A 23406-nucleotide genomic window follows, 5' to 3' on the forward strand; every position below is an offset into this window, starting at 1 on the left:
CTTGCCGATGTTCCGGAGGCTATGGATCGGCCAGGTCTTCAGTCAGCTGGCCGACAAGTTCTACATCGTGTTGATGGTGTTTCTGATCGCCCAGTACTGGGTGACGGACTCGCCGCAGAGCAGCGGAGCCCTGGCGGAGGCGGCGACGGTGCTGCGCATGGATCTGGAAACCCGGGCCCAGATGATCACCCTGCTCGCCACAGGCATCTATGCCGCCAACACCATCCCGGCGATGTTTCTGGGGCTGGTGGCCGGGGTCTGGGCCGACCGCTGGCCCAAGCGGGAGGTGATGGTGGCCTCCAATGGCATTCGCACCGTTCTCACCCTGCTCGTGCCCCTCTGTCTGATCGACGGCCCCCATTGGCTGGGCTTGAGCTGGGGTTACTGGGGCCTGGTGGTGATCACCTTCCTCGAATCGGTGCTCACCCAGTTCTTCGCTCCGGCCGAGCAGGCGGCCATCCCTTTGCTGGTGCCCCAGCCGTTGCTGCTGGCCGCCAACTCGCTTTATCAAGTCACCAGCATGGGGGCCACGATCGTGGGCTTTGCCCTGGGCGATCCGCTGCTGCGCCTGTTGCGCACCTTGCTGTCCCATGTGGGTCTGCAGAACGGTGAATTCCTGCTGCTGCCGCTTTGCTACGGGGCGGCCGCCCTAGTGATCAGCACGATTCAGATCGAAGAGCGTCCCCGCCCAGACAGCACCACCACGGTCTGGAACGAAATCGGCGAGGGCCTTGAGGTGCTGCGCGATCGCGCCACGGTGCGCAATGCCATGTTGCAACTGGTGCTGCTTTACAGCCTGCTGGCGGCCCTCTACGTGCTGGCGATCAGCCTGGCCTCCACGATCGAAAGCCTTGGCCCCACGCAGTTCGGGGTGCTGCTGGCCATGAGCGGCCTGGGGCTGGCCTCGGGCGCTGTGGGGGTGGCCCAGGTGGGCCACGACTTCAGCCGCCGCCGGCTGGCCGCGACGGGCCTGGGCACCATTGCCTTTTCCCTTGTCCTGCTCGGGCAGGTGCGCGGCAACCTGGTGGTCACCCTCGCCCTTTGCGCGGTGCTCGGGGTGGGGGCGGCAATGCTGGCGATTCCAGCCCAGACCACAATCCAGGAAGACACCCCCGAAAGCCTGCGGGGCAAGGTGTTCGGCCTGCAGAACAACATGATCAACATCGCCCTCAGCCTGCCGTTGGTGCTGGCGGGAGCGGTGGTGAGCCGCTATGGCTTGCTGCCGGTGCTCTGGGTGCTCGCTGGACTCGCCGTGGTGGCCGCGTTGCTGGAGCGTCCGTGGGAGCGCTGCTAGCGTTTTCGTCGGAATGAAGCGCGGCCCCGGTGGCTCACATTGCCTGGCTAGGCAAGAAATCCCCTTTCTGCGGCAACGTCACCTACGGCCTCAGCACCACCCATGCCCTGCGCGGGCGGGGCCACCAGATCAGCTTCATCCATTTCGACAATCCCACTGCCCAGCAGTTCAAAGGGCTCAGTCAGTTCGGGCAGTTGGCCGATCAGCTGTTCCACTGGGCTCCTACGGCACCGGAGCCCGGTGAGTCGCCGGAAGTCGCCCTGCCCTACCTGGTCAAGTCGCAGGTGTACACCATCCCTTCCCCGGGGGCCCAGCGGGAGTTCCGCGAATCGCTGGAGCGCCTGCAGCCGGATGTGGTGCATGCCAGCCTCACCCTCTCGCCCCTGGATTTCCGCCTCCCCGATCTCTGCCAGCAGCTGGGCCTGCCCCTGGTGGCCACCTTCCACCCCGCCTTCGACGCCGGTCTGCGCAACCTCACGGCCGGCACCCAGCAGCTCACTTACCAGCTCTATGCGCCCACCCTGGCCCGTTGTGACCGGGTGATCGTGTTCTCCGATCTCCAAGCCGAGGTGCTCGCCCGGTTGGGCGTGAAGGACGACCGGCTGGCGGTGATCCCCAACGGCGTCGACATCGAGGCCTGGCGGCCCGCCGCCCTCGACCCCAGCCCGGCCCTGGCAGCCGTGCGTCAGCGGCTCGGGCCCCGGCGCGTTTTTCTCTACATGGGAAGGATTTCCACCGAAAAGAATGTCGAGGCCCTGATCCGGGCCTGGCGGCTGGTGCGGCCCGCCGGCTGCCTGTTGGTGATCGTCGGCGATGGCCCCCTGCGCAACGGCCTCCAGGCGGGCGCGGAGGAGGACGACCTGCTCTGGTGGGGCTACGAGCCGGATCTGGACCGACGCGTTGCCCTGTTGCAGGCGGCTGAGGTGTTTCTGCTGCCCTCACTGGTGGAGGGACTTTCCTTGGCGCTCCTGGAGGCGATGGCGAGCGGCACCGCCTGTGTGGCCACCGATGCCGGCGCCGACGGCGAGGTGCTGGAGGGCGGAGCCGGCATCGTGATGAGCACCCAAGGGGTCACCACCCAGCTGCGCACCTTGTTGCCGGTGCTTCGGGATCAGCCCGTCCTCACGGCCGAACTTGGCCGTCAGGCCCGGGAGCGCGTCCTCGAGCGCTACACCTTGACGCGCAACATCGATGCCCTCGAAGCGCTTTACCGCGAACTGGTGCCCCAGCAAGCCCTGATCGCCTGAGCCAGCGGCCGCACCAGGGCTGCGGGCCAACGCACCGGGCCTGGGCCAGCCCGAACCGATGCCCCAGGGAGCAGAGGTCAGCGACCGTCCCAGGTTCACCGATTCAGGGGAGAGTGGTGGTGCCCGAGAAGGTCCGGCCATGCGACCAATCGACCGTGGTGGCCGAGGATCCTCCGCCGTAGGTCGTCACCCGCTCGCGCTTCCCGCCGTTGGGCCCGCTCACCGTGGCCTGGGTCACACCAGGCTGTCGATTCACCGAGCGGGTCCAGATGCGTCCACTGGCCCCTGTGGTCGTGGTGGACGTGGTGCCCCACCTGGGGGCCTGGGCCAGCGCCGGAAGGAGCCCAAGTGCGAGCGCGGCCCCAAGGGCAGCGGTCGACGCCACTGACTTGTTCATGACGTTCTCCAAGGGTCGCAGGCCGGGAAACTACCGCGATGGTGGCACCGTTCCCAGGTCGCCATCCCCTCCGACCGGCTCCGATCTGTGACCGGATGCGAACGACGCCCCGCCTCACTCCCGGAGCTCGGAGCAGCAGGCCGTGAAAGCCCCAGCAGGGTCGGCCGCCGCGCTGATGGGCCGTCCGATCACCAAGCGGCTGGCACCGGCGGCGAGCGCCTGGCTGGGAGTCATCACCCGCGCCTGATCGCCCCTGGCCTCGCCGGTGGGGCGAATGCCTGGTGTGACCAGGGAGAAGGGCTGGGGATGGGCGGCGCGCAGGGCCGCCACCTCCAGGGGTGAGCACACCGCACCGCCGATGTCGGCGGTGGCCGCCAGCGCCGCCAGCCGGGGCACGTAGGCCTCCAGGGGCTCTTGGACCTGAAGCTCAGTGGCGAAGCGGGCGGACTCCCAGCTGGTGAGCACCGTGACGGCCAGCAGGGTGGGGGCCGGCAGCCCGCCAGCCCTCGCCCCCTCCCCTGCCGCGGCCTGGGCGGCCGCGAGGGCCTCGGAGCCCGCGCAGGCATGCACGGTGATCAACTCGGCCCCGAGCCGGGCGGCGCTGCGGCAGGCCCCGGCCATGGTGGCGGGGATGTCGTGGAATTTGAGATCGAGGAACACCCGCAGGCCGCGGCCGCGCAGCTGGCGCACCACATCGGGACCTGCTGCCGTGAACAGCTCCAGGCCCACCTTCACCCAGCGCAGCTCGGGAATGGCGCCGGCCAGGGCCAAGGCGGACTGAGCATCCGGGCGATCGAGGGCCAGGATGATGAGATCGGCGGGGTCCTGCGCGCAGGGGCGCACACCAGCGGGAGCCCCAGCCCTGGGAGTCCCAGCATTGGGAGCCCAGCCAGTGGGGTCGATCACGGCGCCACCAGCCGCCGGAAGGTCTTTTTGCCCAGTTGCAGCACCTTGCCCTCCAAAGCGGAAACAGCCCCGAACTCCTGGTTGGGATCGACCAGCTTTTCGCCATCGAGTTTCACGCCTCCACCCTGGATCGCCCGCCGCGCCTCGCTGCTGCTGGCACAAAGGCCCACGGCGGCAAGAAGGTAAAACGCCTTGGCAGGGAACTGAACCAGCCCCAGCGACGCCTCGGGCACCTCCGCAGCGGCGGCACCATCCCCAGCGGCGCCCGCCACCAACCGCCCGGCGTCGGCCTGGGCCGCCCGGGCTGACGCCTCCCCATGGAGCCCGGCGGTGATCGCCAGGGCCATGGCCTTCTGGCGCCCCCGCGGGTTCTCCGGCAGGTCCGCCAGATCCAGGTCGGTGAGCAGGGTGAGGTAACTCTCCACCGCCCCATCCGGCACCTTCTCCAACTTGGAGTAGGTGGAGAGAGGATCCTCCTGGAGCCCCACGGTGTTGCCGAGGCTCTTGCTCATCTTCTGCACCCCGTCGGTGCCGGGCAGGATCGGCAGGAGCAAGGCGAACTGGGGCCGCTGGCCGTGGTGGCGCTGGAGGTCGCGGCCCCTCGCCACGTTGAACTTCTGATCGGTGCCCCCCAGTTCCAGATCGGAGCGCACCGCCACGGAGTCGTAGCCCTGCAGCAGGGGATAGAGGAATTCATGCAGGGCGATCGGGGCGCCGCTGCCGTAGCGGTTGGAGAAGTCCTCCTTGGCCAGCATCTGGCCAACGGTGGCGGTGCCGAGCAGGTCGATGACCGACGGCAGATCCAGGCCGGCGAGCCATTCGGAATTTCGGCGCACCTCCAGACGGCCAGGGGTTTCGAAATCCAGCAGGGCGCTCTCCCTGGGCCGGCCCTGGCCCAACTGGCTGAGGTAGGTGGTGGCATTGGCCTCCACCGCCTCGGCCGAGAGCTGCACCCGGGTGGCGTTCTTGCCGGTGGGGTCGCCGATCCGGGCGGTGAAGTCGCCGATGATCAGCACCGCCGTGTGGCCCGCGTCCTGGAAGGCCCGCAGCTTGCGGAACAGGATCGAGTGGCCCAGGTGGATGTCAGAGCCGGTGGGGTCGATGCCCAGCTTCACGCGCAGGGGTCGGCCTTGCCGCTGCGCTTCCGCCAGACGGGCGCTCAGGCGCTGGTCGGGGTGCTCCTGCTCGCCGGCGGGGAACAGATCCACCACCCCCCGCTGAAGCCAGGTTGGCAAGGATTGGGCCACCGCCGCGACGGCACCATCGCCCCCAAGCGTTTCCGCACCCTCAGCCGCCATGCCCACCCCGCGATGGGCGGATCGTAGGAAGCCGCCCTCAGCGGCTCGCCTCCAGCTCACTCTTCATGCGCTCCAAGGTGAGATTCATCTGGGCGAACATCCCATCGGGGGTGAGCCCGAACTGCCCGAGCTGGGTGCGCAGCTGCTCGACGGTGAGCTTGGCCTGGAAATCCTCCGAGAGCTCAAAGCGCTTCATGAACACCCTGTAGCGGTCCATCAGCTCCTCCATCCGCTCGATGAACAGCTTTTTGCCCTCCCGATCGAACTTCCCGTAGTCACCACCGAGCGCCATCAACTGCTGGTAATCCGTGAACAGGCGCTTGGATTCCTCCTGAACGATCTCCGAATCGAAAAAGGGCATCGCAGCAGCAGTCTTGAGCAGCGCTCCTGATTGTGGTTGGCGCCAAGGCCCTTGGGGAGTGCGGATAGACGTATGGGCCGGCTCCCATCAAACTGGGCCATGGATCTCACGCCCCGACTGGAAGCGTTGCGTCAAACGCACGCCCAGCTGAACGCCGTGCTCGCTGGTCGCACAGTGCTGGCCTGCTTTGGCAAACGCAGCACACTAAGCATCCTGCTGGCCGATCCCAATCGGCCGGAGCTGGTGGGCGGCGCCACCACCCAATCTGAGGGTCTGGCTCTGGTGGAGCGGCATCGGCCCACCCTCTTGATCACCAGCGAGCGGCTCGAGCAGGGGTGCGGCGTCGAGCTCGCCCTCAGCGTCAAGCAACGGCATCCAGCCACCCTTGTGCTGGTGCTGCTGGCCGACGTGAGCGGCCGCAAGCTGTTGCGACGGGCTGTGGAGGCCGATTGCGATGGCCTCTGCCTGGAGAAGCGCATGGGCCTGGGCACGATGGTCGAGGCGATTCGCGCCCTGGTGGGCGGTGGCCTTTACATCGATCCTGAGTTGAGGGTTCTGCTGCGCGAGAGCAAGCGCGGCGAAGGGAGCGAGCTGCTGGATCGCCCCACCGCCCGCGAGTTGGAGGTGCTCGAGCTGATGGTGAAGGGATACCGAAATTCCGAGATCGCCGAGGCGCTTGTCGTCAGCGAACAGACGATCAAGACCCACATCGGCAACCTGCTGCTCAAGCTCCAGGCCCGCAACCGCACCCATGCCGCGGTGCTGGGGTTACGCCACGAGCTGGTGAACTGGCCGAATCCCTGAGTTTCCCTGCCGGCGGCGCACGGTGACAGCACCGGTGCAGCCGCTAACTTCCAGCCAGTTCAGCGCGATCCCCTGCCCATGGCCAAGGGCCACTGGTTGGATCCCATCGCCCGCCGCCTGCTGGTGGCCACCGGTCAGCTGCCGAAGACAGCACGCGCCCCCGCGCCTGAAGCCAGGCCCGATCCTGAGGATGATCGGCTCGAGCGCGAACTTCTGGCCCTGAAACTGCGCCAGAACCCCGCCCTGCGCCTGAGCAGCTTCGACGAGGTCAAGCATGCCGCCGCCCTGGGTTGGTCTCTGGATGTGAACCGGGCCACCGCCGCCGACTGGTTGCGGCTGCCGGGATGCACCCCGCGCCAGGTGGACTTACTCCTGCGTCTGCAGCGGGGCGGTGTGCAGCTGAGTGGGCCCGAAGATCTGCAGCGGCTGCTGGAGTTGCCGGAGCCGCTCCTGCGGGGCTGGCAACCGCTGCTGCGCTTCCGCTGGTACGCGGAGGCAGCGACCTCCGGCGCGGCGCCCCTTGATCTCAACCAGGCCAGCGGCGATCAACTGGAGCGGTGCCTGGGCCTCGCGGCGGAGCGGATCCAGGGGCTGCTGCGGGAGCGTCAGCGGGGGGGGTTCCTGGATCTGGCCGACCTGCAACAGCGGCTGCAGTTGCCCGCCGATGTGGTGGAGGGGCTGATTGGCAAGGTGCGCTTCGGCACCGGGCCCGTGGGGCCCAGCCTGCCGAAACCCGACAGCGGCGGCCGCTAGATGGCACGCCAGGGGGATCTGTTCGGCCCCACAACCCCCCTGCCCCTCGGGGGTGGGGCGTCTGCTGTCCCGGAACTGCCGTTGGCCCGGCACCAGCTAGAGCCGTGGCAACAGCGGCTGGCGGCGTTCCAGCGCCCACTGTTCGAAGCCGAAGGCGAGGGAAGGCCTCCGCAGCCTGCCCAGGCCGATCTATTCGCCGAGGCCGGTGCGGGCGAAGGGGAGCCAGCCCCATCCACCGACACCACAACCCGAGACCCCAGCGCCCGCGCCGCCGCCTTCACCCCCCTGACACTCACCCCCCAACACCTGCAGTTCTGGCGCTGGCCCAGCCCCCCCCAGCGGGGAGCGGCCCTCTACGTGGTGATCGATCAGCCGCCCCATCTGGCCTCGCCCCTGCTGCTCTACGTGGGTGAAACGGGCCGAGCCGACCAGCGCTGGAAAGGGGACCACGACTGCAAGGACTACCTGGCCGCCTACGGTGAAGCGGCCTGCAGCGCCGGGCTCGGGAGCCGACTCAGCATCCGCTTCTGGTTCGATGTGCCCTCCGCCGTACGGCCCCGGCGCGAGCTGGAGCAGGCCCTGATTCGCCGCTGGCAGCCGCCTTTCAACAAGGAAACCCGCCAGCGCTGGGCCACCCCCTTTCAGGCGGAACAGGCCTGATCGAGCCGGTTCCCCCGCCGGCGCTGGCTACGATCGCGGCGCCCGATCAGGCCCACCGATGGAGTTCCGTTGCACCCCCGCCGATCCCGGCAACTGGGCCGGTGACGGGGAGGGTGACACCCTGGCAGTGGGACTGTTCAGTGGTGATGGGGGAAACATCCTTGAGGGCCTGGAGGCCCGCTTGGGCCCAGGGCTGAAGCAGCGGCTTGAGCGACGCCGGTTCAAGGCCAAGCCAGGCGAAACCCAGAGCTTTGACTGGCTGGAGCGCTGCCCCGGCACCCTGATCCTGGTGGGCCTGGGGGATGCCGAGTGCTTTGATCGATCCGCCCTGAGCCGTGCCGCCGCCGCCGCCGCCAAGGCCGCCTCCGCAGCTGGTGCCCATCACCTGGGTCTGGCGATGCCCTGGCAAGGGCTTGAGGCTGCGCCCGCCGCGGCCACGATCGCGGAAGCCGTGCGCCTCAGCCTTTTTGCCGACCAGCGCTTCAAGAGTGAGGTTGAGCCCCAGCACCGCCCTGCGCTGGTCAGCCTGCTGGGCTTCGAGCCGGAGTTGGATGAGGGCCTGGCGGCCGTGGGCGCCACTTGCGCCGGAGTGGAACTGGCCCGGGAGTTGGTGGCGGCGCCCCCGAACGTGGTCACCCCCGAGGCTCTGGCCGAAACCGCCGCCGCCATCGCCGCCGAGTTCGGCCTGGAGCTCAAGCTCCTTGAGCGCGCCGACTGTGAGGCCCTGGGCATGGGCGCCTACCTGGGGGTGGCCCGGGCCTCCAGTCTGCCGCCCAAGTTCATCCATCTCACCTATCGCCCCAGCGGAGCGGTGCGTCGTCGGGTCGCCCTGGTGGGCAAGGGGCTCACGTTTGATTCCGGGGGCTACAACCTCAAGGTGGGGGGCTCGCAGATCGAGATGATGAAGTACGACATGGGCGGCAGCGCCGCCGTGCTCGGAGCAGCGCGGGCCATCGGCGAACTCAAGCCCGAAGGCATCGAGGTGCACGTGATCGTCGCCGCCTGCGAAAACATGATCAGCGGCGATGCCCTCCACCCGGGCGACATCCTCACCGCCTCCAACGGCAAGACGATCGAGGTCAACAACACCGACGCCGAAGGCCGCCTCACCCTGGCGGATGCCCTGGTCTATGCCTGCAAGCTTGAGCTCGATGCGCTGGTCGACCTGGCCACGCTCACCGGCGCCTGCGTGATCGCCCTGGGAGAAGAAATCGCCGGGCTTTGGAGCCCCAGCGACTCCCTGGCCGCGGCCCTGGTGACGGCGGGCCGCGACGGGGGCGAGAGCTTCTGGCGCCTGCCCCTGCAGGCCTCCTACAAAAAGGGCCTCAAGAGTCCCGTGGCGGATCTCAAGAACACCGGCCCCAGGCCAGGGGGATCGATCACCGCGGCGCTGTTCCTCCAGGAATTCGTGCGGCCCGACCTGGCCTGGGCGCACCTGGACATCGCCGGAACGGTCTGGAGCGACAAAGGGCGTGGGCTGGATCCTGCCGGGGCGACGGGCTTCGGCGTGCGCACCCTGGTGAACTGGGTGGCCAGCGGAGGCCAGGCTTAGGTTGGGAGCCACTGACGCCTGACCCCGCTGCCATGGCTGTTCAGAAACTGCGTTGGTATCTGAGGGCCCAGCTGGGGGTGTTGTTGCTGCCCCTGGGCCTCTGCCTGTTCGGGGAAGCGGTGGTGCGCAAGACCCAGCAGGCCATCGGCCAGCCCCACGGACCCTGGTTCTGGTACGGCACCCTCAGCTTGATCTGTGTGACAGCCGGGGTGGGGCTGATGATCGAAAGCGGTCTGCTCCGTGGCTACCCCCGCCACCCCAACTGAGGTGCCCCGGGCGCTCTGAACAGCCCGAAGCTGCCGAGCGGCCGAGCGGTGAACCCGGGGGAGTCGTTTGGCCCGCAGGCCCGTTCACCGCACCAGGTCAAAATCAGATCGGGGCCAACAGCCCCCTGCCTGGGGCTTTCATCGGAGCCCGCCCGAGGGGTTTGTCGGCCTTCTCTTTTCATCAGCGGTCCATCGTCAGCGGCGGTTCGGCGAAGTCACCGCAAGCGCGCTGTGCCACTTCGAGCCGGCTCGACGCTCCAATGCTCAAGACGGAAGCGACAACGCCCAGCCGGCCCGCTGCCCATGGCCATCAAGCTTCGGTGGTCTGCTCTCAGGGGATGCGCAAAGCGGCCATGGAGCTCAACGGAGGCCTGAACCCCAGGGGTCGCTGCGGCGCGCCCTGCGACCCCAGAGCTGATCAAGACGCCGGTCACGGCCGCAAGACCAGCGGTAGTAGTTGTACTTGAGGGCGTTGCGTTCCGCAAAGTTCTGGTGATAAGCCTCGGCGGGCCAAAACGGTGCCGAGGAGCGAATCTGCACCTTCAGCGCCGCAGGCGACCGCTGCAATTCACGCCCCGCAGCGACCTGACTTGCACGGGCTTCCTTCGCCTGCTTCGGGCCTTGGGTGAAGATCACCGGCCGGTAGGAATCACCCCGGTCACAGAACTGACCGCCCCCATCGAGGGCATCCACATGGCGCCAATAGGAACGCAGCAAGGTGGGATAGCTGAGGCGGGCGCCATCAAAGCGCACCTTGACACTTTCCTGGTGACCGGTACCTCCCGCCGACACCTGGGCATAGCTGGGGCGCGCCCCGGCACCGCCGCTGTAGCCGCTCACCACCTCAAGCACCCCGGGGAGACCCTCCAGGTCGTGCTCCAGGCACCAGAAGCAGCCCCCTGCGAAGATCGCCTCCTCGATCGCTGCCTGGGCCGGGGCCGCCAGGGCGAGCAGGAGGACCAGCGCAAGGGCCAGCGGACGCAGGATCGCGGCGGAGCGGCCCATTCAGGCCGCCGAGGTGGAGGGAACAGCGGCAGCCGGCAGCTGGTCGAGGATCGCCGCCGCCGCCCGCTGGGTCACCCCTGGTTCCCCCAGGGCCGCCCGCAGCCGCCCATAGCCCTCCAGGATGCTCTGGCGAGCCGGCCCCTCCTCCAGCAGCGGCACGGCCGCGGCAGCGATCGCGTCGGGGGTGAGGCGTTCCTGGAGCAGCTCCGGCACCAGACGCTCGCCCAGCACCAGGTTGACCGGTGAAATGTGGGGCACCGCGAAGCGGAGCAGGTGACGGGCCACAAACGCCGTTGGCCGGCTCACCCGATAGCCCACCACCTGGGGCACGCCGCGCAGGGCCAGCTCCAGGTTCACGGTTCCAGACTTCGTCAGGGCCAGATCGGCGGCGGCATAGAGCATCGGGCGCAGGCGGTTCGCCTCGGCGGCGGCCAACACCGTGGCCTCAACTCCAGCCTCCGCCACAGCCTGCTTCAAGCAGGATTCGAAGCCTGCCAGCCCCGCAGGCACGATCACGCGCAGGTGCGGGAAACGGCGCTGCAGCCGAGCAGCCGCCACCACCAGCGGGGGCAGCAGATAGCGCAGTTCCTGGGCCCGCGAAGCGGGTGAGACCAGCAAGAGACGCTCATCACCTTCCAGGCCCAGTTGCCGGCGGGAGTCCTCGCGACTGGGTTGATTGGCCAGGGTGTCCAGCAGCGGGTGGCCGACCCAGCTCACCCTGGCGCCCTGGGCCGCATAGAAGCGGGCCTCCTCGGGGAAGATCGCCAGGATGCGGTCTGTGAAGGCGATCAGCCGGGTGGTACTGCCCTCACCGAAGCGCCAGGCCCATTCCTGGGGAGCGATGTAATAGGTGATCGGCATGCCAGGGCACTGGCTCTTGAGTCGGCGGCCCAGGTTCACATTCGCGCCGACATAGTCGATGAGCACCAGGGCATCAGGAGGATGAACCCGCAGCCAACGGCCCACCCGCCGCTGCAACCGCAGGGTGGGCAGGATCAGCGGCAACACTTCCCACAGCCCGATCGAACCCATCGAAGCGGTGTTGGCCAGCAACTGAGCACCGGCACGCTCCATGCGCTCGCCCCCCAGGGCCACGATCTCCAGAGGCTGGCCACGTCTGTGGGCCTCCTTGTGGAGCGCTTCGATCAGCAGGCTGCCCTGGAGGTCCCCAGACACCTCACCGGTGCTGATCAGGAGGCGGCTCATGAACGCTGGGCAGGCAGGGGGCCACGGCGGCCGGGCTGAATCGAGGCCTCAAGGAAGGCACACAAGTCTTCGGCCGGTGGCATCAGGTCTAGGGCACGCACCTGCCGCAGCGCCTCGGCCAGCACCTGGTCGCCCCGGTAGATCAGGTTCCAGACCTCCTGGAGCTGGCGGAGCTGGTCGCCCCCGTCCTGACGATCAAGGCCGCTGCGCCTCAGGCCGACGCGATTGAGGCCTCGCAGCCGCCCCGGATGCCCCTCGACGATCGCAAACGGGGGGATGTCACGGTCGATGCGACTCATGCCGCCCACCATCGCCAGGGTGCCGATGTGGACGAACTGGTGGATGCCCAGCACCCCGCCGATCACCGCCCGATCCCCGATCACCACGTGACCGGCAATGGCGACGTTATTGGCCACCACGATGCGATCCCCCAGCCGGCAGTTGTGACCCAGATGGCTGTAGGCCATCAGGAGATTGCCGCTGCCAAGCCTGGTCTGCTCGCCTTCTGCGGTGGCGCGGTTGATGGTGACGCACTCGCGGATGGCATTGTCATCGCCGATCACCACCTCGGTGGGGGCGCCGTTGTACTTGAGGTCCTGGGGCTCCAGGCCAATGCAGGCGCCGGGGAAGATCCTGTTACCCGTGCCCATGCGCACATGCCCATCGATCACCACGTGGGGGCCCACGGTGCTGCCGGCCCCGATCACCACATCCGGACCGATCACCGCATAGGGACCCACCACCACGCCTGCTGCCAGCTCGGCACGGGGGTCCACCACCGCGGTGGGATGAATGCTCACCTGAACTGCCGAGGACGTCATCGTCTCAGTCCACCAGAGAGAACATCAAGTCTCCGCCGCAGACCAGCTCGCCATCGACGGTGGCCTGGGCGCGCACCTTCCCGAACCGCCTGCGCTTGAGGCTGATCAACTCGCAGCTGATCAGCAACTGGTCGCCCGGCACCACGGGCCGGCGGAAACGGACCCCATCGATGCCGGCGAACACAAACAAGCCCTTTTCGAATTCGGGCATCTGGATCACGATCAGCCCCCCCACCTGGGCCATGGCCTCCACGATCAGCACCCCCGGCATCAGCGGCCGGCCTGGGAAATGGCCCTGAAACTGAGGTTCATTGAGGGTCACGTTCTTGATCGCCACAGCTCGCTTGCCCGGTTCATGCTCGATCACCCGGTCCACCAGCGCGAAGGGGAAGCGATGGGGGAGCAGGGAGAGGATCTGCTCACTGGTGAGGATCGGGGCGCCAGCGGGGGACACAGACAAGCGGCTCAAGAAGGGCGGAACGGGGCAGCGAGGGCCGCGGCCATGGACGTGTGAAGCCCATGGGAGCCGCGGTAGGCGAACACCTGGGCCTGGGGAAGGCCCACCAGTGCCAGGTCCCCCAGCAGGTCCAGCAGCTTATGGCGCACAGGTTCGTCAGCGAAGCGCAGGGGCGGATTGAGCCAGTGATCCCCATCGCAGACCAGAGCGTTGTCCAGGGCGCCGCCCTGGATCAGCCCCGCGGCGCGCAGCTGCTCGATCTGATCGCGGAAGCCGAAGGTGCGGGCCGGAGCCAACTCGCTCACAAAGCTTCTGGGGGTGAGCTCGAGGCTGAACATCTGGCGACCGATGGCGGCCTGGGGATACTCCACAGCGGCCGCCAGGCGCACACGGTCGCAGGGGATCGCAGTGAGGAAACCCAGACCCTGGTGAACACTGATCGGAGCCTGAAGGGTCTGCAGGGGCTCCCGCTCCCCCAGGGCGCTCAGGCCCGCCTCGGCGATCGCCTCGACCCAGCCCTGGGCTGAGCCATCCAGCAGGGGAACCTCCTCTCCCTCCACCCGTAACTCCACGTGGGTGAGGCCGGTTCCGGCCAGGGCCGCCAGCAGATGCTCCACAGTGGCCAGCCGCTGCTGCTCCACCTGGAGGGTGGTGCAGAGCCGGGTGTCCTTGACTTGATGGGGATGGAGCCGGATCAGGGGACTGGACCCCTGCCCCAGACTGCCCAACCAGTAGCCGACACGGTCTGAGGCCTCAAGGCGCACACGGGTCTGGGCGCCGCTGTGAAGGCCCACACCGCTGCGCTCAACGGGCCCAGAGAGCGTCCAAGCCTGCTGAAAGGACTCAGGCCAATCGGTCACTAGAACTTCCAGCCCACCCCGAGGTTGAAGCGCCAGTTGCTGGAGAAGTCCTGACTGGCCACCTCCAGGCGAAGGGGGCCCACCGGTGTAGTCACAATCACACCCGTGCCCACCGAGAAACCCTGGCCTGGTTTGCCCAGCAACTCTCCTGGGTTGCCGGGAACGTTCTTCTGGCTGCCGAAGGCGGTGCCGCCATCGATGAAGAGCTCACCGCTGACAATGCTGAACAGGGGAAATCTGTACTCGATCGTGGCCTCCCCGAAGCTCCGGCCCACCCCCAGGTTGCAGTCGTAGAAGCCACGAACGGAGTTGGAACCACCCAGGCAGAAGGCTTCATAGGTCGGCAACTGACCGATGTTGGCGCCCGCTGAAACCTGGAAAGCCAGGGCCTGCTTGCAATCGGGGGTCTCCCCCCGCTTCGGGCGACAGCCCTTGTAGAACTTCAACCAGTTGACGGGAATGAAATGGGTGTAGCTGCCGCGCAAACGGTTGAATGTCGGGGAATTGGGGCCAACGCTCAGGTATTGCTCGGTTCCAAGACTGAGAAAGTTGCCTGAGGTGGGATTGCGGGGGTCGTTGAGGGTGTTACGGGTGGCGGCCAGGCGAATGCCCACCAATTGGTTTGAGCTGGCGCAGTTGTAGGCAATGCAGATGACGTTGCCAACGTTGGTGGTGGCACCGTTGAAGGACGTGACGCCGTAGGGCATGGAGTCACCCGAGAAGTTCATCGGCCTGACTTCCTGGGCGTTCAAGCCAACGACGACGGTCCAGGGGGCCTTCTTGAACGGATCCCCGCCGTTCAAGGGCCGGATCAGTTGAACACTGCCTCCCATGCGCTGGATCGCGATCGAGTTGCCATCGAAGGCGAACCAGTTGTTGTTGACCCCCAGGGCACCGTTGGCCTGGAGAGCCTGTTGCACGTTGGAGTAAGTGGAGCCGGCCAGGTTGTCACTGCTGAAGATGTTGTTCGCAACAGCCGTGGACGGCGCCTGGTAGAAATTCGAGGAGACGTCGGAAACGGTGCTGAAGTTGCCGTTGTTCTGGCTCTGGAAGATCTGAGGAACATCTCGACTGAGGAACAACCGTGCCCGGAAGGCGGTACGGAAGCGATCACCCTTGATCCAGGGATCGGTGAAGGAGATGTCCGCCAGGCCGCCGTATTGGCCATAGGTGAAGTTGAACGAGGTGTCCCAGGCACGTCCGGCCAGGTTGCTGTCCTGGAGCTGAATCTGGCCAAACACACCCTGGCTCTGGCTGTAGCCCAGGCCGCCGGAGAGGGAGCCTGTGGACTGCTCGACGACGCCCAGAACGATCACCACTTCGCCGGGCTTGGCAGGCACAGGCCTGAGGGTCACCTTGACATCCCCAAACAGGCCGGTTGCGTAGAGGCGCTTGATGTCTTCTTCCAGCTGACGGCGGTTGAACACTTCGCCGGGCTTGATCGAGATCTCACGGCTCACCACCCAGGGCTTGGTCTTGCCCTTGATCGGTTGGCCCTTGTCGTTGGTGGCCGATCCCTCCTTGTTGAGGAACTGCACCTCCACGCCGCTCACGGAGCCCTCCCGCACCTCCAGCTGCACCACCCCCTCCGGGCTCACCCGGCTCGGTCCCGTGACACGGGCGAGGGAAAAGCCCTTGTCGGAGTACCAGCGCTGCAGCTCCTGCATCCGGCTCTGGAGCGTGTTGAGATTGAGGGTCTTGCCGTAGTCGGCGGCGAAGGTGTCCTTGATCACACTGGCGGGCATCTTGGCCTTGGGCGGATCGAGTTCAACCGCCTGCAGCACCGGGTTCGGGGCCACGCTGACCACCAGCTTCACGCCCAGGGGGCTGTCGGTGGGCTGGATGCGCACATCGGAGAACCAGCCGGTGGCATAGACCGCCGAGAGATCGTTCTGCAGTTCACTGCGGCTGACGCGGGTACCCGGCCTGGTGGCCATGGCGTCGTAGACGGCCCGCTCCAGCCGTTCCTGTTCGGGGTGGCCATCCAGTCCCTTGACCGCCACCTCACTGATCAGCACGCGCGGCTCAGTGGGGCTGGGGGTGAAGTTCCCGCCCGTTGGTGGCCCCGCGGGGGCCGGACCCGGGCTGGGCTCGAACTGCTGGGACTGGGGCGTTGAAGGCTGGGGAGTGCCGGGCTGGGTCTGGGCTGGCTGAGCCTGGACCGGCTGGGCCGTGGGAGCGGCGGGTTGCGCCGCGGGGCCCCCTGGGCCCGGGGAGCTGGCCGGCTGGGCCAGAGCCCGGTCTGGAGCCAACAGGGCCACGAGCCCAAAAGAGAGAGCGCCCAGGGACTTGCCGGCCTGGAAGCCCTTCGACCCGCGGAACCGGAAGGAGCGGTTCATGGTTTCGCGGTTGCCGGCCATGGGTTTCGAAGCAAGGCGGCCGAGGCCGCAAAGTGGGCTGACCTTACTGGTAGACGCGGGCCTGCGGACACGCCCCTTGGACCCGTTTGAGGACCTCCCCGTAGGCCTCCACCACGCCGCCCAGATCCTGCCGGAAGCGATCTTTGTCCAGGATGCGCTCCTGGCTGTCCTCCACGTGAACATCCCAGAGGCGGCAGGTGTCAGGGCTGATCTCATCGGCCACCACCAGGGCGCCCGTGCTGGTGAAGCCCAGTTCGATCTTGAAATCCACCAGCCGCAGGCCAACGGCAGCGAAGAACGCCAGCAGCACCTGATTCACCCGCCGGGCCAGAACCTCGATCTCGGCCTGCTGATCAGCGCTGACCAGGCCCAGGATCATCAGGCGCGCCTCGGTGAGCAAGGGATCGCCAAAGGCATCGTCCTTGTAATAGAGATCAAGCAGGGGCGGATCAAGGGGCGTTCCGGCGGCGATCGGCATCTGCTTGCAGAGCGATCCGGCCGCGACGTTGCGGATCACCACCTCGATGGGAACGATCCGCACCGGCCGCACCACCATCCAGTTGGGGCTGAACAGGCCCCGGTAGTGGGTGGGAAGCCCGGCGGCTTCGAGCCGCTCGAACAGCAGGGCGGAAATGCAGCAATTCAGGGTGCCCTTGCCCGCGAGCTGGGCCTTTTTCAGGGCATTGAAGGCGGTGGCATCGTCCTTGAACTCCACCAGAACCAGCTCTGGATCGGCGCTGCTGAAAACGCGTTTGGCCTTGCCCTCGTAGAGCAGTTGACCGATTTCGAGCGCGCTCATGGGGGCGGGATGGCATGACCGCCGGATTCTCGTGGGGAGCGGACCCGACGCTCGAGGACCTGCGCACGCGCGGCCTGGGAAGGGTCCTGCCTGCGCAGCAGCCATTCGCCGTAGGCATCGTCGATGCGCTGGCTCAGGCGCAGGTGCCGGGCCAGGGCGCGGGCCGGATCACCGCCACCGCTGAGCGCCTGCAGCCGCTGCTGCTCCAGCAACTCCGAGGCCAACCCCCAGGCGCCCACGGCGGCCGCCTGGTCAAGGGCCGCTTCGATCATCCGGTCGCGCTCCGCCAGGGGCAGCGTGGCCATCAGTTGGGCGGCCCGGGCCAGGCGCTCGGCGGCGATCGTGCCGGGCATCCGACCCGCCAACAGCACCCGCGCCGCCTGATCGTTCTCCCCGAGCACCTGCAGGTGCTCGGCAAGCACATCGAGAGCGGGACGGGTGGCGAGGGTGCCGTCCTCCCTCAGCAGCAACGGTAGGGCCATGGTTTCCAGGCTCGCCAGGTTGCCTGCTGCCAGGCGGGTGAGGGCTTCTGCGGCCCGGCGATGCAGCAGGGCAGCACTGGCGCCGCGCCACACCTGAATCAGCCATTGGGTCCGCTCGGCGCCAGCGCCAGGCCCGTAGCGGTCCAGCACCGTCAGGGACGTTTCCGGTGCCTTGCAGCTCAGCAGAGCATTGGCGTTGGCCAGCACCACCGTCAGCGGTTGGGGGATGGGCCGCACCACCAGCAAGCGGTCCCGCAGCTGGCGCAGGCGCTCGCTGCGATCGAAGTGGGCCGCGTCCTGGCAGGCCTGTTCCAGTTCGGCCAGATCGCCGTCTTTGAGCACCGCCTGGAACAACGGCTCGGCCATCGCCTCAAGCGGTGCCGCGGCAGGAGCCAGGGGCACAGCCGTAGCAGCTGGCGCGGCGGCGGGCCGCCCAGGGCTGCCCTGGGCCCTGACCCAGGGGGGCAAGGCCCAGAGCATCATCAGCAGGGCGACAACGGCCGCCTTGGGGCCCGGCGCCCTCGGCCTGATTGGAACGGAGCGGCCCAGGACCAGGCCGGCCTTGCGCATCGGCATGTAAAGAGGGGAAGGAACAGCGGCTGGCCATCCGGCCACAACCTAAGGGAGCCGCGCCGCCCTCCCTGGACCCCCTGCCCCGCCCGGCCCCATGACCGCCCCGGAGACCTCCACCCCTACCTCCATCACGACGCACCTCGCCACACCTGCGCCGGAGACCTCCCCCCCTGGTCCGAGGCGGGTGCTGGTGATCGGCAGCGGCGGCCGGGAAAACGCCCTGGCCTGGGCCCTGGCCCGTTGCCAAGGGGTGGAACGGGTCTGGGTGGCACCCGGCAACGGCGGCAGCGATGAGCTGCCGGGCTGCGAGCCCCTGGCCCTGGTCGAAACCGACGGCGCTGGCTTGCTGGCGGCCGCCCTCGAAAGGCGGATCGATCTGGTGGTGGTGGGTCCGGAGGGGCCCCTGGCGGACGGGTTGGCCGATCAGTTGCGCGCCGGCGGCTTGGCGGTGTTCGGGCCCGGGGCCGATGGGGCACGCCTGGAGGCCAGCAAGCAATGGGCCAAGGCATTGATGCTGGAGGCCGGGGTGCCCACGGCGCTCCACTGGCCCGCCACCAGCCTTGAGCAGGCCCTGGCGGTGCTGAATCAGCACCCGGAGCCCTTGGTGGTGAAGGTCGATGGCCTGGCCGCTGGCAAGGGGGTGACCGTGGCCGAAACCCAGGCTGAAACCCTCGCCGCTGTTGAAGAGGTGTTCGCGGGCCGCTTCGGGGCGGCCGGAGCCTCACTGGTGCTCGAGGAGCGGATGAACGGGCCGGAGGTGTCGGTGTTTGCCCTCACCGATGGCCAAGGCATGGTGCTGTTGCCCCCGGCCCAGGACCACAAGCGCATTGGAGAAGGGGACACGGGCCCCAACACCGGCGGCATGGGGGCCTACGCCCCGGCGCCCCTCTTGGATGCGGCCGGCCTGGAGCTGGTGCGGCGCACGGTGCTGGAACCCACCCTGGCGGCCCTGAGAGCGCGCGGCATCGACTACCGGGGCGTGATCTATGCCGGCCTGATGCTCACGGCAGACGGTCCCAGCGTGATCGAGTTCAACTGCCGCTTCGGTGACCCGGAGTGCGAAACACTGATGCCCCTGCTGGGGCCCGAGCTGGCGGCGGTGCTGCTGGCCTGCGCCCGAGGCGATCTGAGCCAGGCCCCAGATCTGACGATTGCCCCGAGCTGCAGCGCCTGCGTGATCGCTGCCGCTGCGGGCTATCCGGGGGAGGTGAACCGTGGTGAAGCGATCAGCAGCACCCTCGAGACCAGTGAAAGGTTGCAACTGTTCCATGCCGGCAGCCGCAGGGATGCCGATGGGGTCTGCCGCACCGCAGGTGGACGGGTGCTGGCGGTGGTGGCCCAGGCGGACGATTTTGATGCCGCCTTCGCTGCGGCTTACGGGGGCCTGGGCCAGGTGCACTTTGAGGGCCTCACCTACCGGCGGGACATCGGCCATCAGGTGCGCCGCCCCTAGGCTGCAAAATCCTCCAGGCCCCGGCTGCTTGACCGCCGACCCCACTACCACGAGCCCCAGCGCGAAGGAGATCCGCAGCCCCGAGGGAAGCGACTCCAAACCCCAGGGTCAGCCCCGCAGAGCTCCCGGACCGAGTGAACATGCGGCCCTGGAAGCTGCTGACCCGGGCGATCCTGCCGCGAGCAACGCCGACCATGCCCCGAGTTGGAGGCCGCCCCCGCCGGCCACTGATGCGACCTTGGACTGGCGCCAACGGCTGGCCCGCTGGTGGGCGGAATTCAGCCTCCAGACCAAGTTGTTGGCGGTGGCCACCCTGGTGGTGAGCCTGGTGATGACTGGCCTCACCTTTTTTGCCCTCAATGGCATCCAGACGGATGCCCGCATGAGCGACACACGTTTCGCCCGCGATCTGGGGCTGCTGCTCTCCGCCAACGTCACGCCGTTGGTGGCTGAGGGCAACGATCGGGAATTGGCGGCGGTGGCCGAGCGCTTCTGGCGCTCCACGCGCAGCCTTCGCTACATCTTTTTTGCCGATCCGGATGGGGTGATCTACCTGGGGATCCCGATCAGCGGCACCAGTGGCAGTAGCGAGCTGTTGCTCAGCCGTCGGTTGGAGCTGCCCGCCGAGCTCAAGCGCCGCCCTCAGAACCCCCTCGTGCGCCAGCACCTCACCCCCGATGGGGAAGTCACCGATGTGTTCCTGCCCCTGGTGAGTGAGGGGCGCGACCTCGGGGTGCTGGCCCTGGGCATCAACCCCAATGAGGCCACGCTCGCCAGTGCTGCTCTCACCCGCGAGGTGACCGTGGCAGTGTTCATCTCGATCTGGGTGCTGGTGATTCTGGGGGCCGTGTTCAACGCCCTGACGATCATTCGCCCCGTCAAGGAACTCCTGCGGGGGGTGCGCGCCATCGCGGGCGGCGATTTCGCCGCCCGCATCGGTCTGCCCATGGGTGGGGAACTGGGGGAGCTGCTGGATGGCTTCAACGTGATGGCCACCCGGCTGGAGTCCTACGACGAGGCCAACATCGAGGAACTGACCGCGGCCCAGGTCAAACAGCAGTCGCTGATCGCCACCATGGCCGATGGGGCCTTGCTCCTGGATGCCGAGGGCCAGATCGTGCTCGTGAATCCCACGGCCCGGCGCTTGTTTCGTTGGGAGGGACGCAACCTGGAGGGGCGCGAATGGGCGGCAGAACTGCCCGAGTTGCTCTCGATCGACCTTCAAACTCCCTTGGAGACCCTGCTCTGCGGTGCCAAGGACAGCAGTGATGTGCGCTGCAGCTTTGGCGATCCGCCCCGCACCCTGCGCATCGTGCTCCAGTCGGTGCGGGACGCCAGCGGCGAGAGCCTCAAAGGCATCGCCGTGACGATCCAGGACCTCACCCGCGAAGTCGAGCTGAACGCCGCCCAGAGCCGCTTCATCAGCAACGTCTCCCACGAACTGCGCACGCCGCTGTTCAACATCAAGAGCTACGTGGAGACCCTCCATGACCTCGGGGATCAGCTCAGCGAAGAAGAGAAGAAGGAGTTCCTGGCGATCGCCAACGACGAGACAGACCGGCTCACACGGCTGGTGAACGATGTGCTCGATCTCTCGCGCCTGGAGTCGGAGCGGGTCTGGACCCTGGAGCCCCTTGAGCTGCGGCCGGCGATCGAGCAGACCCTGCGCACCTACAAGCTCAACGCCGAGGAGAAGGGCGTGAGCCTGGATCTGGAGGTGGACGCCCACTTACCCTTGGTGCGGGGCAACTGGGATTTGCTGCTGCAGGTCTTCGACAACCTGGTGGGCAATGCCCTCAAGTTCACCGCCCCCGGTGGCCAGGTGAAACTGCGCGCTTACCCCTGGCCGGACATCTGCAGCCTCGATCCATCTGCGGCCCCGGATGCACAGAGCCCCTACTGCGCGCTCACCTCACCCCTGCCGCGGCTGCGGGTGGAGGTGGCCGACAGCGGCAACGGCATCTCCCAGGAAGACCAGAAGCGCATCTTCGAGCGTTTCTTCCGGGTGGAGAACGCTGTTCACACCGAAGCCGGCACGGGCTTGGGCCTCTCCATCGTGCGAGGCATCCTCGATAAGCACGGCAGCCAAATCCAGATCGCCAGCGAGTTGGGGGTCGGCACCACCTTCTGGTTCGATCTCCCCCTGGAAGCGGCCGACGGCGATGAGTTGCGCATCAGCGCCGAACGACGCAGCCTGCAGCAGCTCAGTCCCACAGGCGTGGGCTGAACCGCTGGCCTGATCGAACGCCTCAGAGGTTCTCCTCGCTGCCTACACCACGCACAATTCGGGCCAGTTCACTGCGCTCGTCGGTGTTGATGCGGTGGGGCACCCCGCTGATGATGCGCTCAAAGTTGGCGAACGAATCCTTGATTTCAGGGCCGTTGCCCGTAATCACGAATTCGCGGATGCCCTTGTCATGCCAGGAGCCGCGCATCTTGAACACGTTCAGAGCCCTGGCCATCTCACCGCGGATCTCCACGTACTGCAGCAGCAGGATCGTGTCGGTGATCGTAGAAATGTGGGAGTCGGTAATCGAATGGCTGCCCATGAACTCTTCGGATGTGTTCGTGAAGAAGCCTGCGATCTCCTCTTGCTTGGCATAGCCCGTCACCCCGATCACGAACTGGTGGAAGGCGTTGTGGCTCACCCCCCGGGAGAGAGCACTGAGGGAATCGATCGCCATGCGCGAAGGCTTGAACTGGCTGATCTCGGTCTTGATGATCTGCAGGTGATCCTCAAGGCCTGTGGACTCGGGGTAGGCGCAGATGATCTTGAGCAGGCCTTCTTGCTCCATCTGTTCGAAATCGATGCCCCAACTTGTGGCGTTTCGGAGCAGTTGCGCCCTGGATTCCTCGTAGGCGAACAGGATCGCACGCTCCTGATTGATGCAGGCGTTTTCGACGAACTTGCTGACCAGAAGAGTCTTGCCAGTACCGGTGGCACCAGTGGCCAGGATGATCGAATCCTTAAAGAAGCCGCCACCACACATCTCATCAAGCCGCGGAACCCCCGAACTCACACGAACGTTTGAGGATCGCTGGGTGAGGCGCATGGCCCCCAGCGGGAAGATGTTGATGCCGTTAGCGCCCATGGTGAAGGGAAACTCCCCCTTCATATGGGTGGTGCCCCGCAATTTGAGAATCTCCAGGGTGCGGCGTCGGCGCTCGCTCTCAAGCACGTTACGTAGAATCACCACGTTATCGGAGACAAACTCCTCGATGCCGAAGCGGGCAATCGGCCCGTATTCATCAATCCGTTCTGTGGTCATCAGGGTGGTGACGCCAATTTCCTTGAGGCGGGCAATCAGCCGAAAAATTTCACGGCGCACCACGGAAACGGCATCGTATTGCTGAAAGACTGCCGTGATCGAATCGATCGCCACCCGTCGAGCTTTAAACTTATGAATGGCATAGTTGATGCGCTCGATCAGGCCGGAAAGATCGAAACTGCCCGCCACATCCTGGCCATCAGGATCGGGTGAGGCATCAAGGATAAAGAGCTTGTCCTGCTCCACCAGAGACTGCAGGTCCCAGCCAAAGCTGGCGGCATTGCGCAGGATATCGAGGGGTGATTCTTCAAAGGTAACGAAAATGCCCGGTTCGTCGAAATGACGGATCCCGTTGTAGAGAAAATGCAGTGAAAAAACCGTCTTGCCCGTACCGGACGTACCGCTGATCAAAGTAGAGCGCCCAATGGGCAGGCCGCCATGACAGACGTCATCGAATCCCTCGATGCCCGTCGGCAGCTTCTGCACCTGGGCCAAAGAGAAAGAATTTGAGACTGGGTCGGGCATGAATTCAGTGGCGGTCGTCAGTGAAAGGAATCAGCGTTGCCATTCTGCCGATCGATCA

22 protein-coding genes are annotated in these 23406 nt (G+C 66.9%); 9 read left to right on the forward strand and 13 right to left on the reverse strand.

Annotated features, from left to right (window positions below; all coding sequences use genetic code 11):
• The first annotated feature begins 7 nt into the window (after positions 1-7).
• Together KBY88_RS04465 and KBY88_RS04470 are read left to right on the forward strand one after the other, a co-directional pair.
• The gene (locus KBY88_RS04465; RefSeq protein ID WP_254938834.1) at positions 8-1294 is read left to right on the forward strand and encodes an MFS transporter; all 1287 of its coding nucleotides are present in this window, start codon (positions 8-10) and stop codon (positions 1292-1294) included.
• Between the two features lie 29 nt (positions 1295-1323).
• Complete coding sequence (locus tag KBY88_RS04470) at positions 1324-2541, forward strand: glycosyltransferase family 4 protein (RefSeq protein WP_254938701.1); 1218 nt, start codon at positions 1324-1326, stop codon at positions 2539-2541.
• Between the two features lie 103 nt (positions 2542-2644).
• Here the strand turns inward: KBY88_RS04470 and KBY88_RS04475 are convergent, their stop codons facing one another.
• The 4 genes from KBY88_RS04475 to KBY88_RS04490 form a co-directional block, all read right to left on the reverse strand.
• On the reverse strand, positions 2645-2797 hold the full coding sequence (locus KBY88_RS04475; protein WP_254938702.1) for a hypothetical protein: 153 nt from the start codon (positions 2795-2797) through the stop codon (positions 2645-2647).
• Positions 2798-3052: 255 nt separating this feature from the next.
• Positions 3053-3781 carry an orotidine-5'-phosphate decarboxylase gene (gene pyrF, locus KBY88_RS04480; protein WP_254938703.1) on the reverse strand — a complete coding sequence of 243 codons (729 nt, stop codon included), beginning with the start codon at positions 3779-3781 and terminating at the stop codon, positions 3053-3055.
• A gap of 59 nt (positions 3782-3840) precedes the next feature.
• The gene (gene tyrS / locus KBY88_RS04485; protein WP_254938704.1) at positions 3841-5142 is read right to left on the reverse strand and encodes a tyrosine--tRNA ligase; all 1302 of its coding nucleotides are present in this window, start codon (positions 5140-5142) and stop codon (positions 3841-3843) included.
• A 37-nt stretch (positions 5143-5179) separates the two neighbouring features.
• Positions 5180-5503: a DUF1825 family protein gene (locus KBY88_RS04490; RefSeq protein WP_254938705.1), complete on the reverse strand. Its 324-nt coding sequence runs from the start codon at positions 5501-5503 to the stop codon at positions 5180-5182.
• 99 nt (positions 5504-5602) lie between these two features.
• Here KBY88_RS04490 and KBY88_RS04495 point away from each other — a divergent pair, with 99 nt between their 5' ends.
• From KBY88_RS04495 to KBY88_RS04515, 5 genes are all read left to right on the forward strand, one after another.
• Positions 5603-6307, forward strand: coding sequence for a response regulator transcription factor (locus KBY88_RS04495; protein WP_254938706.1), 705 nt, complete (start codon positions 5603-5605; stop codon positions 6305-6307).
• Between the two features lie 78 nt (positions 6308-6385).
• A complete protein-coding gene (locus tag KBY88_RS04500) occupies positions 6386-7060 on the forward strand; it encodes a ComEA family DNA-binding protein (RefSeq protein ID WP_254938707.1) in 675 nt (224 codons plus the stop codon).
• Entirely contained in the window at positions 7061-7720 is a 660-nt protein-coding gene (locus tag KBY88_RS04505) for a GIY-YIG nuclease family protein (RefSeq protein WP_254938708.1), read from the forward strand. It abuts the gene before it with no gap.
• A 58-nt stretch (positions 7721-7778) separates the two neighbouring features.
• Complete coding sequence (locus tag KBY88_RS04510) at positions 7779-9272, forward strand: leucyl aminopeptidase (protein WP_254938709.1); 1494 nt, start codon at positions 7779-7781, stop codon at positions 9270-9272.
• Between the two features lie 32 nt (positions 9273-9304).
• Entirely contained in the window at positions 9305-9538 is a 234-nt protein-coding gene (locus KBY88_RS04515; protein WP_254938710.1) for a hypothetical protein, read from the forward strand.
• 360 nt (positions 9539-9898) lie between these two features.
• Here the strand turns inward: KBY88_RS04515 and msrA are convergent, their stop codons facing one another.
• The 8 genes from msrA to KBY88_RS04555 form a co-directional block, all read right to left on the reverse strand.
• Positions 9899-10543 carry a peptide-methionine (S)-S-oxide reductase MsrA gene (msrA, locus tag KBY88_RS04520; RefSeq protein ID WP_254938711.1) on the reverse strand — a complete coding sequence of 215 codons (645 nt, stop codon included), beginning with the start codon at positions 10541-10543 and terminating at the stop codon, positions 9899-9901.
• Complete coding sequence (gene lpxB, locus KBY88_RS04525) at positions 10544-11749, reverse strand: lipid-A-disaccharide synthase (protein WP_254938712.1); 1206 nt, start codon at positions 11747-11749, stop codon at positions 10544-10546. It abuts the gene before it with no gap.
• A complete protein-coding gene (gene lpxA / locus KBY88_RS04530; protein ID WP_254938713.1) occupies positions 11746-12570 on the reverse strand; it encodes an acyl-ACP--UDP-N-acetylglucosamine O-acyltransferase in 825 nt (274 codons plus the stop codon). The genes lpxB and lpxA overlap by 4 nt, the downstream gene beginning before the upstream one ends.
• A 4-nt stretch (positions 12571-12574) precedes the next feature.
• On the reverse strand, positions 12575-13030 hold the full coding sequence (gene fabZ / locus KBY88_RS04535) for a 3-hydroxyacyl-ACP dehydratase FabZ (protein ID WP_254938714.1): 456 nt from the start codon (positions 13028-13030) through the stop codon (positions 12575-12577).
• 5 nt (positions 13031-13035) lie between these two features.
• The gene (gene lpxC / locus KBY88_RS04540; RefSeq protein ID WP_254938715.1) at positions 13036-13887 is read right to left on the reverse strand and encodes a UDP-3-O-acyl-N-acetylglucosamine deacetylase; all 852 of its coding nucleotides are present in this window, start codon (positions 13885-13887) and stop codon (positions 13036-13038) included.
• The gene (locus KBY88_RS04545) at positions 13887-16226 is read right to left on the reverse strand and encodes a BamA/TamA family outer membrane protein (RefSeq protein WP_254938716.1); all 2340 of its coding nucleotides are present in this window, start codon (positions 16224-16226) and stop codon (positions 13887-13889) included. Before KBY88_RS04545 ends, lpxC begins: the two co-directional genes overlap by 1 nt.
• A 64-nt stretch (positions 16227-16290) precedes the next feature.
• Positions 16291-17046, reverse strand: a complete 756-nt coding sequence (purC, locus tag KBY88_RS04550) for a phosphoribosylaminoimidazolesuccinocarboxamide synthase (protein ID WP_254938717.1) — start codon at positions 17044-17046, stop codon at positions 16291-16293.
• Positions 17043-18098, reverse strand: a complete 1056-nt coding sequence (locus KBY88_RS04555) for a hypothetical protein (protein ID WP_254938718.1) — start codon at positions 18096-18098, stop codon at positions 17043-17045. The genes purC and KBY88_RS04555 overlap by 4 nt, the downstream gene beginning before the upstream one ends.
• A 97-nt stretch (positions 18099-18195) precedes the next feature.
• Between KBY88_RS04555 and purD the strand changes: the two genes are divergently transcribed.
• Together purD and nblS are read left to right on the forward strand one after the other, a co-directional pair.
• The gene (gene purD, locus KBY88_RS04560) at positions 18196-19554 is read left to right on the forward strand and encodes a phosphoribosylamine--glycine ligase (RefSeq protein WP_254938719.1); all 1359 of its coding nucleotides are present in this window, start codon (positions 18196-18198) and stop codon (positions 19552-19554) included.
• Positions 19555-19792: 238 nt separating this feature from the next.
• Positions 19793-21781, forward strand: coding sequence for a two-component system sensor histidine kinase NblS (nblS, locus tag KBY88_RS04565; protein ID WP_254938835.1), 1989 nt, complete (start codon positions 19793-19795; stop codon positions 21779-21781).
• A 22-nt stretch (positions 21782-21803) separates the two neighbouring features.
• On the opposite strand, the gene kaiC is transcribed toward nblS, so the two are convergent.
• Positions 21804-23348: a circadian clock protein KaiC gene (gene kaiC, locus KBY88_RS04570; protein WP_254938720.1), complete on the reverse strand. Its 1545-nt coding sequence runs from the start codon at positions 23346-23348 to the stop codon at positions 21804-21806.
• Positions 23349-23406: the final 58 nt, after the last annotated feature.

The organism is Cyanobium sp. Morenito 9A2 (assembly GCF_024345575.1).
In the GTDB taxonomy this organism is placed as follows: domain Bacteria; phylum Cyanobacteriota; class Cyanobacteriia; order PCC-6307; family Cyanobiaceae; genus ATX-6F1.

Excerpts from the sequence above, each read along its gene's own strand:
- lpxA (WP_254938713.1), bottom strand. The coding sequence starts at position 12,570 with ATGACGTCCTCGGCAGTTCAGGTGAGCATTCATCCCACCGCGGTGGTG.
- kaiC (WP_254938720.1), bottom strand. The coding sequence starts at position 23,348 with ATGCCCGACCCAGTCTCAAATTCTTTCTCTTTGGCCCAGGTGCAGAAG.
- KBY88_RS04500 (WP_254938707.1), top strand. The coding sequence starts at position 6,386 with ATGGCCAAGGGCCACTGGTTGGATCCCATCGCCCGCCGCCTGCTGGTG.
- KBY88_RS04490 (WP_254938705.1), bottom strand. The coding sequence starts at position 5,503 with ATGCCCTTTTTCGATTCGGAGATCGTTCAGGAGGAATCCAAGCGCCTG.
- KBY88_RS04555 (WP_254938718.1), bottom strand. The coding sequence starts at position 18,098 with ATGCGCAAGGCCGGCCTGGTCCTGGGCCGCTCCGTTCCAATCAGGCCG.
- msrA (WP_254938711.1), bottom strand. The coding sequence starts at position 10,543 with ATGGGCCGCTCCGCCGCGATCCTGCGTCCGCTGGCCCTTGCGCTGGTC.
- KBY88_RS04545 (WP_254938716.1), bottom strand. The coding sequence starts at position 16,226 with ATGAACCGCTCCTTCCGGTTCCGCGGGTCGAAGGGCTTCCAGGCCGGC.
- purC (WP_254938717.1), bottom strand. The coding sequence starts at position 17,046 with ATGAGCGCGCTCGAAATCGGTCAACTGCTCTACGAGGGCAAGGCCAAA.
- purD (WP_254938719.1), top strand. The coding sequence starts at position 18,196 with ATGACCGCCCCGGAGACCTCCACCCCTACCTCCATCACGACGCACCTC.
- lpxB (WP_254938712.1), bottom strand. The coding sequence starts at position 11,749 with ATGAGCCGCCTCCTGATCAGCACCGGTGAGGTGTCTGGGGACCTCCAG.
- KBY88_RS04465 (WP_254938834.1), top strand. The coding sequence starts at position 8 with ATGTTCCGGAGGCTATGGATCGGCCAGGTCTTCAGTCAGCTGGCCGAC.
- KBY88_RS04510 (WP_254938709.1), top strand. The coding sequence starts at position 7,779 with ATGGAGTTCCGTTGCACCCCCGCCGATCCCGGCAACTGGGCCGGTGAC.
- KBY88_RS04505 (WP_254938708.1), top strand. The coding sequence starts at position 7,061 with ATGGCACGCCAGGGGGATCTGTTCGGCCCCACAACCCCCCTGCCCCTC.
- KBY88_RS04515 (WP_254938710.1), top strand. The coding sequence starts at position 9,305 with ATGGCTGTTCAGAAACTGCGTTGGTATCTGAGGGCCCAGCTGGGGGTG.
- KBY88_RS04495 (WP_254938706.1), top strand. The coding sequence starts at position 5,603 with ATGGATCTCACGCCCCGACTGGAAGCGTTGCGTCAAACGCACGCCCAG.
- tyrS (WP_254938704.1), bottom strand. The coding sequence starts at position 5,142 with ATGGCGGCTGAGGGTGCGGAAACGCTTGGGGGCGATGGTGCCGTCGCG.